The organism is Curtobacterium sp. SORGH_AS_0776 (assembly GCF_031453355.1).
Lineage (GTDB): Bacteria > Actinomycetota > Actinomycetes > Actinomycetales > Microbacteriaceae > Curtobacterium.
On sequence record NZ_JAVIYU010000001.1, the window covers coordinates 3,679,313 to 3,694,292 of the forward strand.

Genomic DNA, 14,980 nt, shown 5'->3' on the forward strand with positions numbered 1-14,980 from the left:
TGCCCCGGTCCTGACGACAAGGAAGTCTCATGGCCTCACTGCGCACGTCCCAGCCCCGCACGTCGCGGCGCCGCGGCATCGACCGCTCCCACTGGCTCTACATCGCCGTCGTCGTGGCCGTCCTCGCCGGCATCGTCGTCGGGCTCACCGCGCCCGACTTCGCCGTCGGGCTGAAGCCGATCGGCGACGGGTTCATCGCCCTGATCCGGATGATGATCGCGCCGGTCATCTTCTGCACGATCGTCCTCGGCGTCGGCTCGATCGCGAAGGCGGCGACGGTCGGCAAGGTCGGGGGCCTGGCGCTCGGCTACTTCATCGCGATGTCCACGTTCGCGCTCGCGATCGGCCTGGTCGTCGGCAACCTCATCCACCCCGGCGACCACCTGGACCTGTCGAACGCCACCTACGAGCCGCCTGCGTCGACGTCCGCCACGGAGGACGCCTCCTCCACGAGCGGGTTCCTGCTCAGCATCATCCCGGCGACACTCGTGTCCTCGCTCACTAGCGGCAGCATCCTGCAGACCCTGTTCGTCGCCCTGCTCGTCGGCTTCGCCCTGCAGGCGATGGGGTCGAAGGGCACCCCCGTCCTCACCGGCATCCGGCACATCCAGGCGCTCGTGTTCCGGGTGCTCGCGATGATCATGTGGGTCGCCCCGGTCGGTGCCTTCGGCGCGATCGCCGCGGTGGTCGGCGCGACCGGCGTCTCGGCGCTCGTCGCCCTCGGCACGCTCATGGTCGCCTTCTACATCACGTGCGCGGTGTTCATCGTCGGGGTGCTCGGCACCCTGCTGCGGATCGTCACCGGCATCAACATCTTCCGCGTCATGAAGTACCTCGGCCGCGAGTACCTGCTCATCGTGTCGACGTCGTCCAGCGAGGTCAGCCTGCCCCGCCTGATCGCGAAGATGGAGCACCTCGGCGTCTCCAAGCCCGTCGTCGGCGTGACGGTCCCGACCGGGTACTCGTTCAACCTCGACGGCACCGCCATCTACCTGACGATGTCCTCGTTGTTCATCGCGAACGCACTCGGCACCCCGCTCGACATCCCGGAGCAGATCTCGCTCCTGGTCTTCATGATCATCGCGTCGAAGGGCGCCGCGGGAGTCACCGGCGCCGGCCTGGCCACGCTCGCCGGTGGACTGCAGGCGCACCGTCCGGACCTCGTCAACGGCGTCGGCCTGATCGTCGGCATCGACCGGTTCATGTCCGAGGCACGTGCCCTGACGAACTTCACCGGCAACGCCGTGGCGACCCTGCTCGTCGGCACCTGGACCCGTGAGGTCGACAAGGACCAGGTCGAGCGGGTCCTCTCCGGGGCCGCGCCGTTCGACGAGCGCACGATGTCGGCGGACGACCACGGCGCCGCCCCCGTCACGACCGCGGGCACCGGGGACGAACGGATCTCCACCGAGGCCGTCCGCACGATCGTCGGAGCCGACGAGGACCGAGCGGCCCGCGCCGAACGCCGATGACGGACCGACCTGGACGCCGACGAACCTGCGCACGGCGGGGTCCACGTCGACCACACCCCGCCCCCACTTCCCTTCCCATCCCCACGAGGAGATCGCCGATGATCACCAACCCCACCCGGACGCCGGGCTCCCCCAACGTCGTCCCCGGATCCCCCCGCGTCGCGCTCGAGTCCTGGGTCGCCCGCGTCGCGGCGCTCACGGAGCCGGACCGCATCGAGTGGTGCGACGGCTCGCCCGGTGAACGGGACCGCCTGACCGCGATGCTCGTCGCCGAGGGCAAGCTCATCCCGCTCGATCCCGAACGGCGCCCCGGTAGCTTCCTCGCCCGGTCCGACCCCGACGACGTCGCGCGGGTCGAGGGACGGACGTTCACCTGCTCCGCCGATGCCGAGGACGCCGGTCCGACGAACCTCTGGCGCGACCCGGACGCGATGCGTGCCGAGCTCGACGGGGTGTTCGCCGGGAGCATGCGCGGTCGGACGATGTACGTCGTGCCGTTCTCGATGGGGCCGGTGGACGGTCCGATCTCGCAGGTCGGCGTCGAGCTCACCGACTCCGCCTACGTCGTGCTGAGCATGGCGGTCATGACCCGGCTCGGTGACCGGGTGCTCCGCACGATCGACGCCGGCACGCCGTGGGTCGCGACGGTCCACAGCGTCGGGCACCCGCTACGGGACGACGACGGCGTGCTCCACGACGACGTCGCCTGGCCGTGCAACGAGACGAAGTACATCGTGCAGTTCCCCGAGACCCGCGAGGTGTGGTCGTACGGCTCCGGCTACGGCGGGAACGCCTTGCTCGCCAAGAAGTGCTTCGCGCTCCGGATCGCGTCGGTGATGGGCCGCGACGACGGCTGGCTCGCCGAGCACATGCTGCTGATCCGGGTCACCTCGCCCGAGGGCCGCGCGTTCCACCTCGCGGCGGCGTTCCCGTCGGCCTGCGGCAAGACGAACCTGGCGATGCTCCAGCCGACGCTGCCCGGGTGGAAGGTCGAGACGATCGGCGACGACATCGCCTGGCTCCGGCCCGGTGCCGACGGCCGGTTGCACGCGATCAACCCCGAGACGGGCCTGTTCGGGGTGGCCCCGGGCACCGGCAGGAGGACCAACCCGGTCGCCGTCGACACGATCCGCTCGAACACGATCTTCACGAACGTCGCGCTCACGGACGACGGCGACGTGTGGTGGGAGGGACTCACGCCTGACCCGCCCGCCCACCTGGTCGACTGGACGGGAGCGGACTGGACGCCGGACCTCGGCACGCCGGCCGCGCACCCGAACGGCCGGTTCACCGTGGCGCTCGACCAGTGCCCCTCGCTCGCCGACGACGCCGACCAGAGCGTCCCCATCGACGCGGTCCTCTTCGGCGGGCGACGCTCCTCGAACGTGCCGCTCGTCGCGCAGGCCCCGACGTGGACGGACGGAGTCTTCATGGGGGCGACGATCTCGTCGGAGCAGACGGCCGCCGCCGAGGGCACGATCGGCACGCTGCGCCGCGACCCGTTCGCGATGCTGCCGTTCTGCGGCTACAACATGGCGGACCATTGGACGCACTGGCTCGACATCGGCGCGCAGCTCGGTGCAGACGCCCCGGCGGTCTTCCAGGTGAACTGGTTCCGAACCGACGACCACGGCGCGTTCCTCTGGCCCGGGTTCGGCGAGAACACCCGCGTGCTCGAGTGGATCGTCCGGCGCATCGAGGACCGCGTCGACCGCCGGGAGTCCGCGATCGGGTGGCTGCCGGCCGTCGGTGACCTCGACGTCGCGGGCCTCGGCCTCGAGCCGTCGCAGCTGGACGGGCTCTTCGCCGTCGACCCGGAGTCGTGGCTCGCGGAGTGCGACCTCACCGAGGAGTTCCTGCGGACGTTCGACGGTCGGGCGCCGGCGGTGTTCGACACCCTCTTGGCGACCCGACGCGCTGCGCTGCGAGCGGAGCTCGACGCTGCGGTCGAGCCCGCCCCCACGGTCGAGCCCGCCCCCGCGGTCGTCGCCAGCGGAGCCCTCCGGTGACCCCGACGTCCGCGGCCGAACGCCTCGCCCTCCAACGCGCCTGGACGGACCAGCTCGCCGCCGCCGAGGCGATGGTCCCGCTGATCGGCCGCCTCCACCGCCGCGACGACGTCGTGACGAGCGTCCACGGCAACCCACTCGTCGGGCAGTCCCCGGTCGCGGTCCTCAAGGCGCACCGAGCGACCCGCCGCATCGACGAGACCGAGGTCGGCGTCCACGAGACCCTCGCGATCCTGGTCGAGCTCGACACCCTCGGCCTCGGTTCGGCCTCGGTGGACCTCGCCGAGCTCGCCGTCCGTTTCCGGGCCGACCGCATCGGGACCGCGCTCCGTGACTTCCTCCAGGACGAACTCTTCCTCGCTCGCGGCACCGCGGCGCGAGGCAGCGACACGGTGCCGCACCCCGCACCCCGCGACGTCGTCCTCTACGGCTTCGGTCGGATCGGCCGGATGATGGCCCGCATCCTCCTGGAGCGCGCGGGCGAGCACGCCCCGCTCACGCTCCGCGCCGTCGTGGTCAAGCGCCGCGGACCCGACGACCTGCGCAAACGTGCCAGCCTGCTGCGCCGAGACTCGATCCACGGCCCCTTCGCCGGCAGCATCACGGTCGACCCAGAGCACGACACCCTGCTCGCGAACGGCACGTCGATCCAGTTCCTCTCCGCGGACTCCCCGTCCGAGGTCGACTACCGCGCGTACGGCATCGACGACGCGATCATCGTCGACACCACGGGTCGATGGCGGGACGCTGACGGTCTCGCCCAGCACCTGCGCGCCCCGGGGGCGTCCCGCGTGCTGCTCACTGCGCCGGGGAGCGGGGACCTGCCGAACGTCGTGCACGGCATCAACCACGACGCGGTCGCGGACGCACCGATCGTCAGCGCGGCGTCCTGCACGACCAACGCGATCGTCCCCGTCCTCCGAGCCGTGTCCGATCGGTACGGCGTCCGGCACGGGCACGTCGAGACCGTCCACTCCGCGACGAACGACCAGAACCTCGTGGACAACTACCACCCGGCTGAGCGGCGTGGCAGAGCGGCGCCGCTCAACCTCGTCATCACCGCGACCGGCGCGGCGCGGGCAGCCGAGAAGGCACTGCCGGAGCTGCGCGGGCGGTTGACCGGCAACGCCGTCCGGGTGCCGACACCGAACGTCTCGCTGGCGATCCTGCACCTCACACTGGACCGACCGACCACCCGCGACGAGGTCAACGAGCTGCTCCGCCAGGCCTCGCTGACGTCACCGCTGCGACGGCAGATCGACTACGTCGAGTCGCCGGAGATCGTCTCGACGGACATCCTCGGCAGCCGTCGGGCAGGGGTGGTCGACGGCCTCGCGACCATCGCGGACGGGTCCGAGCACGTCGTGCTCTACGTCTGGTACGACAACGAGTCCGGGTACAGCCGGCAGGTGTTCCGGGTCCTGCAGGAGATGACCGGCGGTCGAGCGGTGTCCCTCCCCGCGTCAGCCGAGCGGCTCGCCCTGCGCAGTCTGCACTGATCCAGGAGGCGCGGTGCGGCCGGGTGCACCGGCGTCGGTCACCGCGGCGCGACGGGCCACGTGTGCGGTACCGAGCGCCGCGCTGAGGAACACGACCGCGAGGACCGCCCACCCCGGGGTGCCGAGGTCGATGGCGGTGACGGTGACCACCGTCGGGGCGACCATCGCGCCGATCGCGAACCCGGTGCCGTACACGCCCTGGTACGCCCCGACCCGGTCGGCCGGCGCCAGCTCGAAGCTCAGCGCCCAACCCGCGGCGCTCGAGGTGATCTCGGCGAGCGAGTGCGCGATCGCCGCGACGACGAGGATCCCGGCGGCGAACGCGATCGGCACCCAGTCATCGCCGCGCACCCACCCGGCCGCTGCCCACAGCCCGCACGCGAGCGCCATCAGCCACCCCGCGTACCGCATCACCCGCGCAGCGCCTCCGACCGTGTCCGTCCCGCGACTCATCCGGACCTGCAGGAGCACGACCGCGAGCGTGTTCACGAGGAGCAGGGGGGACACGAGGACGTCCGGTGCCACGGTGTGCTGCACGACCCACAGCGGCACCGCGACCTCGAACAACCCGAACTGGATACCGAAGACCCCGGTGAGGACGGTGATCGTCAGGAACTGCACGTCACGGTAGGGGCTGCGGCCCTCGGGGTTCCGCACGACGACGGTGCCCGTGTCGGTGCGCTCGGCGGGCGCGGCGTCGACCCGCGCGGCGGGCAGGCCGAGCACGAGGACGGCCGACGCCAGGAAGAGGACGCCCGCGGCGACCATCGTCACCCGGTACGCCTCGCCCGTGCCGACCGCCAGCGGGATCGCCGCGACCGCGGTGCCGAGTCCGATGCCGACGTTCGTGACGGTCCGCATCGTGGCGCGGACCCGGACCCGCTCCTCCCCCGGGAACGCCCGACCGACCGCGGCCGAGCGGACCGAGCCGCCGCCCTGCTGTGCCAGCGTCACGACCGATGCCGTCAGGACGAGCGTCGGGAGGTCGTGGACGAGCACGTACCCGACGAGCGCGAGTCCCTGCACGACGTGCAGCCAGGCGAGCATCCGGCGCGAGCTGAACCGGTCCGCGAGGTGCCCGAACACCAGGGAGCTCGCGACGCCGACGGCTCCCGCGATCGTCAGTCCGAGCCCGACGACGACCGGGGCGATCCCGACGATGGTGGTGAGGTACAGCGTCGTCAGCGTGAAGAACGCACCGCGCCCGAGCGTGTCCACGAACGTGACGACGAGCAGCCGTCGGAGGGCCCGGTCGTCCCGGACGAGCGTGCTGAGCGGGACGCGTGGTGCGGTGGTGCCGTGCATGTCCCAGTTCTCGCACCGATGCGGCGGCCGGGACAACGGATGTAGCGTGTAGCTTCATGATCCGGTACCGACTCGAGCCGAGCGACGTCTCGGCGATCCGCTTCGGCATCTCTCCCCTCTCCGAGCTCGGTCTCGGGCTCCGGGCGTTCCGGGCGCCCGAGCGGTACCCGCTGCAGCAGCCCTGGCTCGACCGGATCGCTGCCGTCCGTCCCCTGCTCGACGACGAGGTCCTGCTCGGACTCGTGGACGAGCGCCGGTGGGTGGCCGACTTCGTCAACCCGCGACCCGCATCGCCGCTGACGTCGATCGACGAGGAGCTCCGGGCGCTCGGTCGGCTCCCCCGCGCGCGGATGCTCGCCGACCTGGAACGCGTGCACGGTACGGTCCCGCGGGTGTTCACCGGCCGGTACGAGAGCGTCGTCGAGCGGCTCCAGCACGCGCTCTCGACCGCGTGGGAGCTCTGCTTCGCACCGCACTGGGCACGGATGCGTGCGGTGCTGCAGGCGGACGTCAGCCACCGGGCGCGGATCGCGTCGCACGAAGGGATCGGCACGGTCCTCGGTGGGCTGTCGGAAGCGGTCACGTACGACGGCACGCACCTCGACGTGCGGCTGACGAGCTCGGTCGCCCGCGATCGACCGATCGACGGTGAGGGACTGACCCTCGTGCCGTCGATGTTCGTCGTCCGCGCCTCGCTCCCGATCGACGACGAGCTGCCGCCGACCGTGATGTACCCCGCCCGCGGACAGGGTGCGATGTGGTCGACGTCGGACCACCCGGACGCGGGTTCGGTCCGGGACCTCCTGGGGGCGACCCGCGCGGCGCTGCTCGACGCGCTCGGGGAACCGGCGTCGTCGACCGACCTCGCGCTGCGGTTCGGGGTGTCGACCTCGGCGGTCAACCAGCACCTGCGCGTGATGGAGCGGGGCGGCCTGCTGAACCGGTCGCGGTACGGGCGGGCCGTGCTCTACTACCGGAGTGCCGTGGGAGATGCCCTGACCCGGACCTGACCGGCGGCACCGGGTCAGCGGTCGAACAGCCCGCCGAGGAAGTCGTTGCCGAGGTTCGACGCCTGCTCACCGAGCCCACCGAGGAGCTGCTCACCCTCGCCCGCGAGCCCCTCGACACCACCGCCGAGGTCCCCGAGTCCGAGGTCGCCGATCCCGGCGGCGATGCCCTCGAAGTCGACGCCGAGGTTCGCGGCCTCGGCCAGCACCGGCCCCGCGGCCGCGCTGAGCACGGCGCCACCGGCGACCGCTGCGCCCAGACCGCCGAGCGCCATCGCACCGGCGCCGACCGCTGCCCCGCCGGCGAACGCTCCACCGCGGCCGCGCCCCGCCGATCCGCCGCCGCCCAGGACGCGTCGGACGAGTCCGGGCCGAGCGACCTCACCGCGGGTCATCGCGCGGGCCATCCCACCGGCGGAGTCGTCGCGGAGGTGCTCGTGCGGCGGCAGCTCGGAGTTCAGACGGTTGCGGATCTGCTGGCGCTGCGCGGGGGTGAGCCGGGCGAAGGCGTCGTGGTGGACCTGCTCGAGCTGCTGGGGCGGGGCGGTCCGCAGCAGGTAGTCGTACTTGGCGATCGCGACCTGGTCGGAGTCGGCCGACCCGTGCTGCCGCTGGCCGTGCTGCTGCTGCCCGTACGGCTGCTGCTGCCCGTGCTGTGCCTGCTGGTTCCGGTCGTCCCCGGTCAGCTTGTCGGCCGCGCTCCGGACGATGTCGCGCCAGTCCGTCCCGCCCTGCTGCTGCCCGGCGCCGGCCGCGGGTCCCGCCTGCCCGCGCTTCTGGAGCTGCTTGTCGATGACCTTGCCGGCCATGCCGATGATGCGGTTGAGGTTCGCCATGCCCCAACCTTTGTGATCGCACATGTGAGCGCTCAGGAACGCCCCGGTGGATCGGCCGGAGATGTCATCCGAAGCCCCTGGGAGCGCCGACCCCGGTCAGTTCAGGATGCGCGCGAGGAACGCGTTCCGGAACCGTCCGGTCGGGTCGAGGTCACGGGCGAGCGCGGCGAAGTCGGACAGCCGCGGGTACACCTCGTGCAGCCGCTCGGCACTCGCCGCCGACACCTTCCCCCAGTGCGGGCGGGCGTCGAACGGCGCGAGGACCTCCTCGATCCGCTCCACCGCGGCTGCCACCGCGCTCGCGTCCCGCCGGAACGTGAAGTGGATGCCGACCGACTGCCGCTCCGAGGACGGCGCGAGCCACGCGGTGTCGGCGGCGATCGTCCGGACCTCGGTCGCGATGAGGATCGGCGCGAACAGCGACTCCAGGGGCCGGAGCGCCTGCAGTGCGTCGACCGCGGAACCGGCCGGCAGCAGGTACTCCGCCTGGATCTCGGCCCCGGTCGACGGGGGTGAACGAGGACCGGAAGTGCGGGAGCCGCTCGGACCACGGCCCCGGCACGCCGCCCTGCTCGGTGACGCCGGCGGGGTCGTTCTCCCCCGGGTGCACCGGACCGTCGGCGGGACGGGCGCCGAGCGTGACGAGGTCGACGGCCGGTGCCGGTTCGCCCACGCGGTGCTTGACCCAGACCTGCCGGGCCCCGCGGTCGTCGAACGAGGTGAACAGCGACACCGAGTACGCGTCCGACACGACCTCGTCGAAGTGCGCGGCGACGGCGTCCCACGGCAGGTCGAGGTGCACGGTCGTGGCGACCTGGAAGGTGGGCTCGATCGCGAGCTCGACCGCGGTGACGACGCCGAGCGCGCCGAGCGCCACCCGGTGTGCGTCGAGGGCGCCGCCCGGCGTCGACGCATCGACGAACGCCAGGTCTCCGGAAGCGCGGACGACCTCGAGGCCGACCACGGCCTGCGCGAGCGACGGGTTGCGCACGCCGGAGCCGTGCGTGCCGGTGGCGACCGCTCCGGCGGTGGAGATGTGCGGCAGGGAGGCGAGGTTCGCGAGTGCCCAGCCCCGCGCCTCCAGGCCCGCGGCCACCTGGCTGTGGATCATGCCGGCGGCGACGCGCACGACCCGGCGGTCCTCGTCGATGTCGAGCACCGGCGGCAGGTCCGCCAGCGACACCTGGAGCGCGTCGGTGTCGGCGATCGTGTTGAACGAGTGCCGTGACCCGAGCGCCGTCAGGCGCGGCGTCGACGCGACGAGCTGCTGCAGCTCGTCGACCGACGTCGGGCGCGCCAGGCCGGACGCCCGGTAGGTGACGTTGCCCGCCCAGTTCGTCCGCGTCGTCGCGCTCACGGTCACGAGCCTAGAACCCCCGGTCGAGACGGTGCCACGTCTGCTGGAGGCGCAGCTCGTCGCGGAACCCGCGCTCGGTGGTGTGCTCGTCGATGACGAGGAACTCCGTGCCGACCATGGTCGCGAAGTCCTCGACCACCTGCAGGCCGACGGCCGACGTCATGACGGTGTGGTGGGCGGCGCCGGCGGTGAGCCAGGCCTCGGCGGCGACGGGGAACGACGGGCGCGGCTCCCAGACGGCGCGACCGACGGGCAGCTTCGGCAACGCCGCGGTCGGCGGGACGACGTCCACGACGTTCGCCGTGAGGCGGAAGCCGTCGCGGGTGTCGGAGAGCGCGACCACGACGGCCTCGCCGGCGTCGGCGGTGAAGACCAGGCGCACCGGGTCGTCCTTGCCGCCGATGCCGAGCGGGTGGATCTCGAGCGTCGGCTTCGTGGTGGTGAGGGTCGGCGAGACCTCGAGCATGTGCGCGCCGAGGATCTTCTCGGCACCCGGCGTGAGGTCGTACGTGTAGTCCTCCATGAGCGACGCGCCACCGGGGAGCCCGGCGCCGGCGACGTTCATCGCACGGACGAGGACGGCGGTCTTCCAGTCACCCTCGGCACCGAACCCGTAGCCGTCGGCCATCAGGCGCTGCACGGCGAGGCCGGGCAGCTGCTTGAGCGTGCCGAGGTCCTCGAAGTTGGTGGTGAAGGCGGCGGACCCGTTCTGCGCGAGCAGGGTGCGGAGCCCGATCTCGATCGCGGCGCCGTCGCGGAGGGACTGGTGGCGGTCACCGCTGTCACGGAGCGACGGGTCGACGTCGTAGTCCTGCTGGTAGGTCGCGACGAGCGCATCGACCGCTGCCGTGTCGGCTTCCGCCGAGGCGACCGCCTCGGCCAACTCGTTGACGGCCCAGGTGTTCACCTGCACGCCGAGCTCGATCTCCGCCTCGGTCTTGTCGCCCTCGGTGACCGCGACGTACCGCATGTTGTCGCCGAACCGGGTGAGCTTGAGCTCCCGCACGGCCGCGGCACCGGCGGCCGCGCGGGTCCAGTTCGCGACCCGCTGCTGGACGCGGGGGTCAGAGACGTGCCCGACTGCGGTGGCGTGCCGGACGCCGAGGCGCGCCAGGGCGTACCCGAACTCCCGGTCCCCGTGTGCCGCCTGGTTGAGGTTCATGAAGTCGAAGTCGATGTCCGACCACGGCAGCGTGACGTTCGCCTGCGTGTGCAGGTGCAGCAGCGGCTTCGTGAGCGCCTGCAAGCCGCCGATCCACATCTTCGCGGGGCTGAACGTGTGCATCCACGTCGTCACACCGATGACCCTGTCGTCCGCGCTGGCCTCGATGAGGGCGCGCCGGATGCCGTCGGCGTCCTTCAGCACGGGCTTCCAGACGAGCTTCACCGGCACGTGCGGCGCCAGCGTCTCGTGCACGTGCTTGCTCTGCGACTCCACCTGGCGCAGGGTCTCCTCGCCGTACAGCCCCTGGGACCCGGTGAGGAACCAGACCTCGTAGCCCGCCAACGTCTCGGCGGGGTCGACGACGTGCGTCGCAGTGTCGTGGGTCACTGGAGTGCTCCTTCGGGGGTCTGTCCGTAGACGTTCTGGTAGCGATCGAAGAGTCGGTCGATGTCTGCTTCGGCGATCGGGACGACGTCCCCGCCCTGCTTCGCGATGTGCACCGTCCGGGCGACGTCCTCGCACATCACGGCGGCCTTCACGGCGTCCTTCGCGTCGCGACCGATCGTGAAGACGCCGTGGTTCTGCATGAGCACGGCACGGGAGCGGTGGCCCGCGAGGGTCTCGACGATGCCGTGCCCGATCGAGTCGTCGCCGATGATCGCGAACGGCCCGACCGGGATCGGTCCGCCGAACTCGTCCGCCATCGCGGTGATGACGCACGGGATCGGCTCCGCCCGTGCCGCCCACGCCGTCGCGTACGTCGAGTGGGTGTGCACGACGCCGCCGACCTCCGGCATGTTCCGGTAGACGTAGGCGTGCGCGGCGGTGTCGGAGCTCGGCCCGTGGCTGTTCTCCCAGCCGTCGGCCGGCACCCCGTCGAGCGTGCAGACGACCTGGTTCGCGGGGGTCAGGTCGTCGCTGGACACGCCGCTCGGCTTGATGACGAAGAGGTCCGTGCCCGGCACCCGCTCGGAGACGTTGCCGCCGGTCCAGATCACGAGGCCGTAGCGGACGAGTTCGCCGTGCAGGCGGGCGACGCGTTCGCGGGTGGCGGCGACGGCCTGCTGGGTGTCGGTGGTCATCGGGTCGGCTCCTTCTCGGCCTGGAGGCGCGGCTCGCCTGCCGACGTCGGCTCGGCTCCGGGGGTGGTCGCGCTGGCGGCGGCGCTGGCGCTGGTGTCGGTGCTTGCGGGGGTCGCTCCGGGGCGGGTCGCGGCGGCGGCGACGTCCTGGACGGGCAGGGCCCGCCGGTAGCGCTCGAGGTACGTCTGGAACCCGTCGACGTCGGCCGGCTCGGGCTCGGCCACGTGCACGGCGTCACCCCCGAACACCGTGTCGGCGAGGAAGTCCGCCAGGTGCTGGTCGGTGTGCTCGAGGTAGGCGGCGAGCACCGCGATCCCCCACGCACCGCCCTCACCCGCGGTCTCCTCGAGCGCGACGGGCACGCGGAGGGCGGCTGCGAGCAGGCGTTGCGGTGCGCCCGGCGTCCGGAAGAGCCCGCCGTGGGCGGTCATCCGGTCGACCTGGACCTCCTCGCCGTGCAGGACGTCCATGCCGATCGCGAGGGTGGCGAAGGCACCGTGCACCTCGGAGCGCACGAGGTTGCCGAGCGTGAAGCGTGCGTCCGGGGTCCGGAGCAGCAGGGGTCGGCCGTCCTCGACGTGCGTGACGGGCTCCCCGGCGAGGTAGTTGAAGGAGAGCAGGCCGCCTGCGTCGGGGTCCGCGTGCTCGGCTTCGGCCAGCAGCGTCGCGTAGACGGTGTCCATGTCCGGTGCCGTGCTGCCGGTGCGCTCGCTCGCGGCCTCGGCGAACCGGCCGAACACGCGCGCCCAGCTCGCGATCTCGCTCGCACCGTTGTTGCAGTGCACCATCGCGACGGCGTCCCCGGAGGGCGTGGTGACGACGTCGAGCTCCTCGTGCGGGGTCGCGAGCGGGTGCTCCAGCACGACCATCGCGAAGATGCTCGTGCCGACGCTGACGTTGCCCGTGCGCGGTGCGACGGCGTTCGTCGCGACCATGCCCGTGCCGGCGTCGCCCTCGGGCGGGCAGAGGGGAACGCCGGGGAGCAGGGTGCCGGACGGGTCGAGCCACGCGGCGCCCTCGGGGGTGAGGGCTCCCGCGTCGTCCCCGGCGACGAGCACCTCGGGCAGGAGCGCCCGGAGGTCCCCGACCCCGATCAGGTCCTCGGCCGTCCGGAGCATCGCGCCGTCGTAGTCGCGCGTGCCGGGGTCGCCCGGACCGCTGTCCGCCGGGGTGCTGTCGATCGGGAAGACACCGCTCGCATCGCCGACGCCGAGGACGTCCCGCCCCGTGAGCCGTCGGTGCACGTACCCGGCGAGGGTCGTGACGCTCGCGAGGCCGGCGACGTGCGGCTCGTCGTCGAGGACGGCCTGGTACAGGTGCGCGATGGACCAGCGCAGCGGGATGTTGAACCCGAGGGCGTCGCTGAGCCGTTCGGCGGCGGGGCCGGTCGAGGTGTTGCGCCAGGTGCGGAACGGCACGAGCAGCTCGCCCGCGGCGTCGAACGCGAGGTAACCGTGCATCATCGCGCTCACGCCGGCGGCGCGGAAGGTCGTCGGGGTGACGCCGTACTGGGCCTCGACGTCGGCCACGAGGGCGGCGTACGCGGCGCGGAGTCCGGTCTCGACGGCCTCGAGGGAGTACGTCCAGCGCCCGTCGACGAACTCGTTCTCCCATTCGTGGGCACCCGCGGCGATGGGGACGAGGTCCTCGTCCACGAGGCACGCCTTGATGCGGGTGGAGCCGAGCTCGATCCCGAGCGTGGTGCGGCCGTCCACGACCTGCTGCCTGCGGTCGTCGCCCATGCGTTCCTCCAGAACCTCGTCGTCCTCCGTGAGCGCTCACATCCTGGCACGTGAGCGCTCACTCCCGCAACGCCGCCACGCCCGCGCGCGCCCAGGTCGCACGAACCGCCGCTTGCCGCCGCCCCGCCCGGCACTTCGTGCGACCTGGACAGCTCGACCACGGCGAGTCGTACGACCTCAGCACGCGGACCCGGGCGCCGGCCTGCGTTCGGCGAGGTCGCACGAACTGCCGCCCGCCGCCGCCCCGAACGGCAGGACGTGCGACCTGACCGAGCGGACCACGGCGAGTCGTGCAACCTCGGCCCGCCCGCCCGCCCGCCGGCTGGCGCGCCGCGCGGGGCCCTACGCGCCGACCGTGCTCTCGCGGACGACCAGGGACGGAGTCACGGCCGCGGACGCCGCAGCGCCCCCGTCGATGAGGTCGAGCAGCGCCCGACCAGCCACGCGCCCGAGCTCCTCGAGGCGCAGGTCCACCGTGGTCAGCGGCGGCCGGCTCGCGAGCGCCATCACGTCCCAGTCGTCGAACCCGGCGACCGCGACGTCGTCCGGCACGGACAGCCCGAGCTCGCGCAGTCGATCACACACGCCCCGCGCGATCTGGTCGCTCCCGCAGACGATCGCGTCCACGCCGAGGGCACCCGACCCAGACGCCGCCTCGACCCCGGTCCCGGTCCCCGCCGACGCGAGCCCCACGCCCCGCGCCAGCACGTCCACCGCCTGCCGCCCCCACCGCTCCGACCACTCGCCGTACAGCGGTTCGGCCACGAGGCTCGCGCCGAGCACCTCGGTGGCCCCGTACACACGCCGGACCGCCGACCGGTGCCGCTCGGGCCCCGTGACGATCGCCACCCGCCGTCGCCCGGTCGACAGCACGTGCGCGGCGACGGCCGCCGATCCGGCGGCGTCGTCGAGCGTGACCGACACGTCGTCCGGGTCGGTCGAGGGCGTGAACGCGTACACGACCGGGATCGACACGTCGATCGGCGGCCGGGCGTCGGCGGAACGGCCGGTCACGATGATGCCGTCGACCCCGCGGGCGGCGAGCGAGCGGAGGTAGTGGGCCTCGCGGACGTGGTCGTCGCGGGTGTCGCACAGCAGCACGGCCATCTGCCCGGCGGAGAGGGCGTCCTCAGCGCCGAGCAGCACCGGGATCGAGAACCGCCCGAACGAGTCCGTCGTGATCATGCCCACCGTGTAGGTCCGCCCCGAGGAGAGCGCGCGGGCCCGGGCATCGCCGACGAACCCGAGCTTCTCGGCGGCGTCCTTCACCCGGGCGCGCGTCGACTCCCGGAGCTGCCCGGTGCCGTTCAGTGCCTTCGAGGCGGTGCCGATCGACACGCCGGCGAGCGCCGCCACGTCGGTGATCCGCACGGTCCGCCCAGCGCGCTCCAGTGTCACGGCAAACCCCTTTCCGGATGCGGGAAACTGACCATGACTATACGCAGGATGTGAGAAGACGCTCTTGCGCGCCTCTAGATCGTGTCGTAACGTCCTCCGCAGAAACCG

11 protein-coding genes and 1 pseudogene are annotated in these 14,980 nt (G+C 72.6%); 4 read left to right on the forward strand and 8 right to left on the reverse strand.

Features of this window, described 5'->3' with window-relative positions:
• Window positions 1-29 precede the first annotated feature (29 nt).
• The 3 genes from QE359_RS17940 (at window position 30) to QE359_RS17950 (ending at window position 4,980) form a co-directional block, all read left to right on the forward strand.
• Window positions 30-1,472 carry a cation:dicarboxylate symporter family transporter gene (locus QE359_RS17940; protein ID WP_309780191.1) on the forward strand — a complete coding sequence of 481 codons (1,443 nt, stop codon included), beginning with the start codon at window positions 30-32 and terminating at the stop codon, window positions 1,470-1,472.
• A gap of 98 nt (window positions 1,473-1,570) precedes the next feature.
• Window positions 1,571-3,481, forward strand: coding sequence for a phosphoenolpyruvate carboxykinase (GTP) (locus QE359_RS17945; protein ID WP_309780193.1), 1,911 nt, complete (start codon window positions 1,571-1,573; stop codon window positions 3,479-3,481).
• Entirely contained in the window at window positions 3,478-4,980 is a 1,503-nt protein-coding gene (locus QE359_RS17950) for a glyceraldehyde-3-phosphate dehydrogenase (RefSeq protein WP_309780194.1), read from the forward strand. The genes QE359_RS17945 and QE359_RS17950 overlap by 4 nt, the downstream gene beginning before the upstream one ends.
• On the opposite strand, the gene QE359_RS17955 is transcribed toward QE359_RS17950, so the two are convergent.
• Window positions 4,945-6,285, reverse strand: a complete 1,341-nt coding sequence (locus QE359_RS17955) for an MFS transporter (RefSeq protein WP_309780195.1) — start codon at window positions 6,283-6,285, stop codon at window positions 4,945-4,947. The genes QE359_RS17950 and QE359_RS17955 overlap by 36 nt on opposite strands.
• Before the next feature lie 56 nt (window positions 6,286-6,341).
• On the opposite strand from QE359_RS17955, the gene QE359_RS17960 reads away from it, so the two are divergent.
• The gene (locus QE359_RS17960; protein WP_309780196.1) at window positions 6,342-7,295 is read left to right on the forward strand and encodes a DUF5937 family protein; all 954 of its coding nucleotides are present in this window, start codon (window positions 6,342-6,344) and stop codon (window positions 7,293-7,295) included.
• A 14-nt stretch (window positions 7,296-7,309) separates the two neighbouring features.
• Here the strand turns inward: QE359_RS17960 and QE359_RS17965 are convergent, their stop codons facing one another.
• From QE359_RS17965 to QE359_RS17995, 7 genes and pseudogenes are all read right to left on the reverse strand, one after another.
• Window positions 7,310-8,128 carry a hypothetical protein gene (locus QE359_RS17965; RefSeq protein ID WP_309780197.1) on the reverse strand — a complete coding sequence of 273 codons (819 nt, stop codon included), beginning with the start codon at window positions 8,126-8,128 and terminating at the stop codon, window positions 7,310-7,312.
• Between the two features lie 96 nt (window positions 8,129-8,224).
• Complete coding sequence (locus QE359_RS17970; protein WP_309780468.1) at window positions 8,225-9,043, reverse strand: D-arabinono-1,4-lactone oxidase; 819 nt, start codon at window positions 9,041-9,043, stop codon at window positions 8,225-8,227.
• Between the two features lie 70 nt (window positions 9,044-9,113).
• Window positions 9,114-9,491: pseudogene (locus QE359_RS17975) on the reverse strand (FAD-binding protein); the annotation flags it as partial.
• Between the two features lie 4 nt (window positions 9,492-9,495).
• Window positions 9,496-11,037, reverse strand: a complete 1,542-nt coding sequence (gene araA / locus QE359_RS17980) for an L-arabinose isomerase (protein ID WP_309780198.1) — start codon at window positions 11,035-11,037, stop codon at window positions 9,496-9,498.
• Complete coding sequence (locus tag QE359_RS17985) at window positions 11,034-11,732, reverse strand: L-ribulose-5-phosphate 4-epimerase (RefSeq protein ID WP_309780199.1); 699 nt, start codon at window positions 11,730-11,732, stop codon at window positions 11,034-11,036. Before QE359_RS17985 ends, araA begins: the two co-directional genes overlap by 4 nt.
• Window positions 11,729-13,474 (reverse strand): FGGY-family carbohydrate kinase, encoded by a 1,746-nt coding sequence (locus tag QE359_RS17990; protein ID WP_309780200.1) that lies wholly within the window; start codon window positions 13,472-13,474, stop codon window positions 11,729-11,731. The genes QE359_RS17985 and QE359_RS17990 overlap by 4 nt, the downstream gene beginning before the upstream one ends.
• 342 nt (window positions 13,475-13,816) lie before the next feature.
• A complete protein-coding gene (locus QE359_RS17995) occupies window positions 13,817-14,872 on the reverse strand; it encodes a LacI family DNA-binding transcriptional regulator (RefSeq protein ID WP_309780201.1) in 1,056 nt (351 codons plus the stop codon).
• Between the last annotated feature and the right edge of the window lie 108 nt (window positions 14,873-14,980).

Excerpts from the sequence above, each read along its gene's own strand:
- QE359_RS17965 (WP_309780197.1), bottom strand. The coding sequence starts at position 8,128 with ATGGCGAACCTCAACCGCATCATCGGCATGGCCGGCAAGGTCATCGAC.
- QE359_RS17985 (WP_309780199.1), bottom strand. The coding sequence starts at position 11,732 with ATGACCACCGACACCCAGCAGGCCGTCGCCGCCACCCGCGAACGCGTC.
- QE359_RS17970 (WP_309780468.1), bottom strand. The coding sequence starts at position 9,043 with ATGCGTCGACGCCGGGCGGCGCCCTCGACGCACACCGGGTGGCGCTCG.
- QE359_RS17945 (WP_309780193.1), top strand. The coding sequence starts at position 1,571 with ATGATCACCAACCCCACCCGGACGCCGGGCTCCCCCAACGTCGTCCCC.
- QE359_RS17940 (WP_309780191.1), top strand. The coding sequence starts at position 30 with ATGGCCTCACTGCGCACGTCCCAGCCCCGCACGTCGCGGCGCCGCGGC.
- QE359_RS17955 (WP_309780195.1), bottom strand. The coding sequence starts at position 6,285 with ATGCACGGCACCACCGCACCACGCGTCCCGCTCAGCACGCTCGTCCGG.
- QE359_RS17990 (WP_309780200.1), bottom strand. The coding sequence starts at position 13,474 with ATGGGCGACGACCGCAGGCAGCAGGTCGTGGACGGCCGCACCACGCTC.
- QE359_RS17960 (WP_309780196.1), top strand. The coding sequence starts at position 6,342 with ATGATCCGGTACCGACTCGAGCCGAGCGACGTCTCGGCGATCCGCTTC.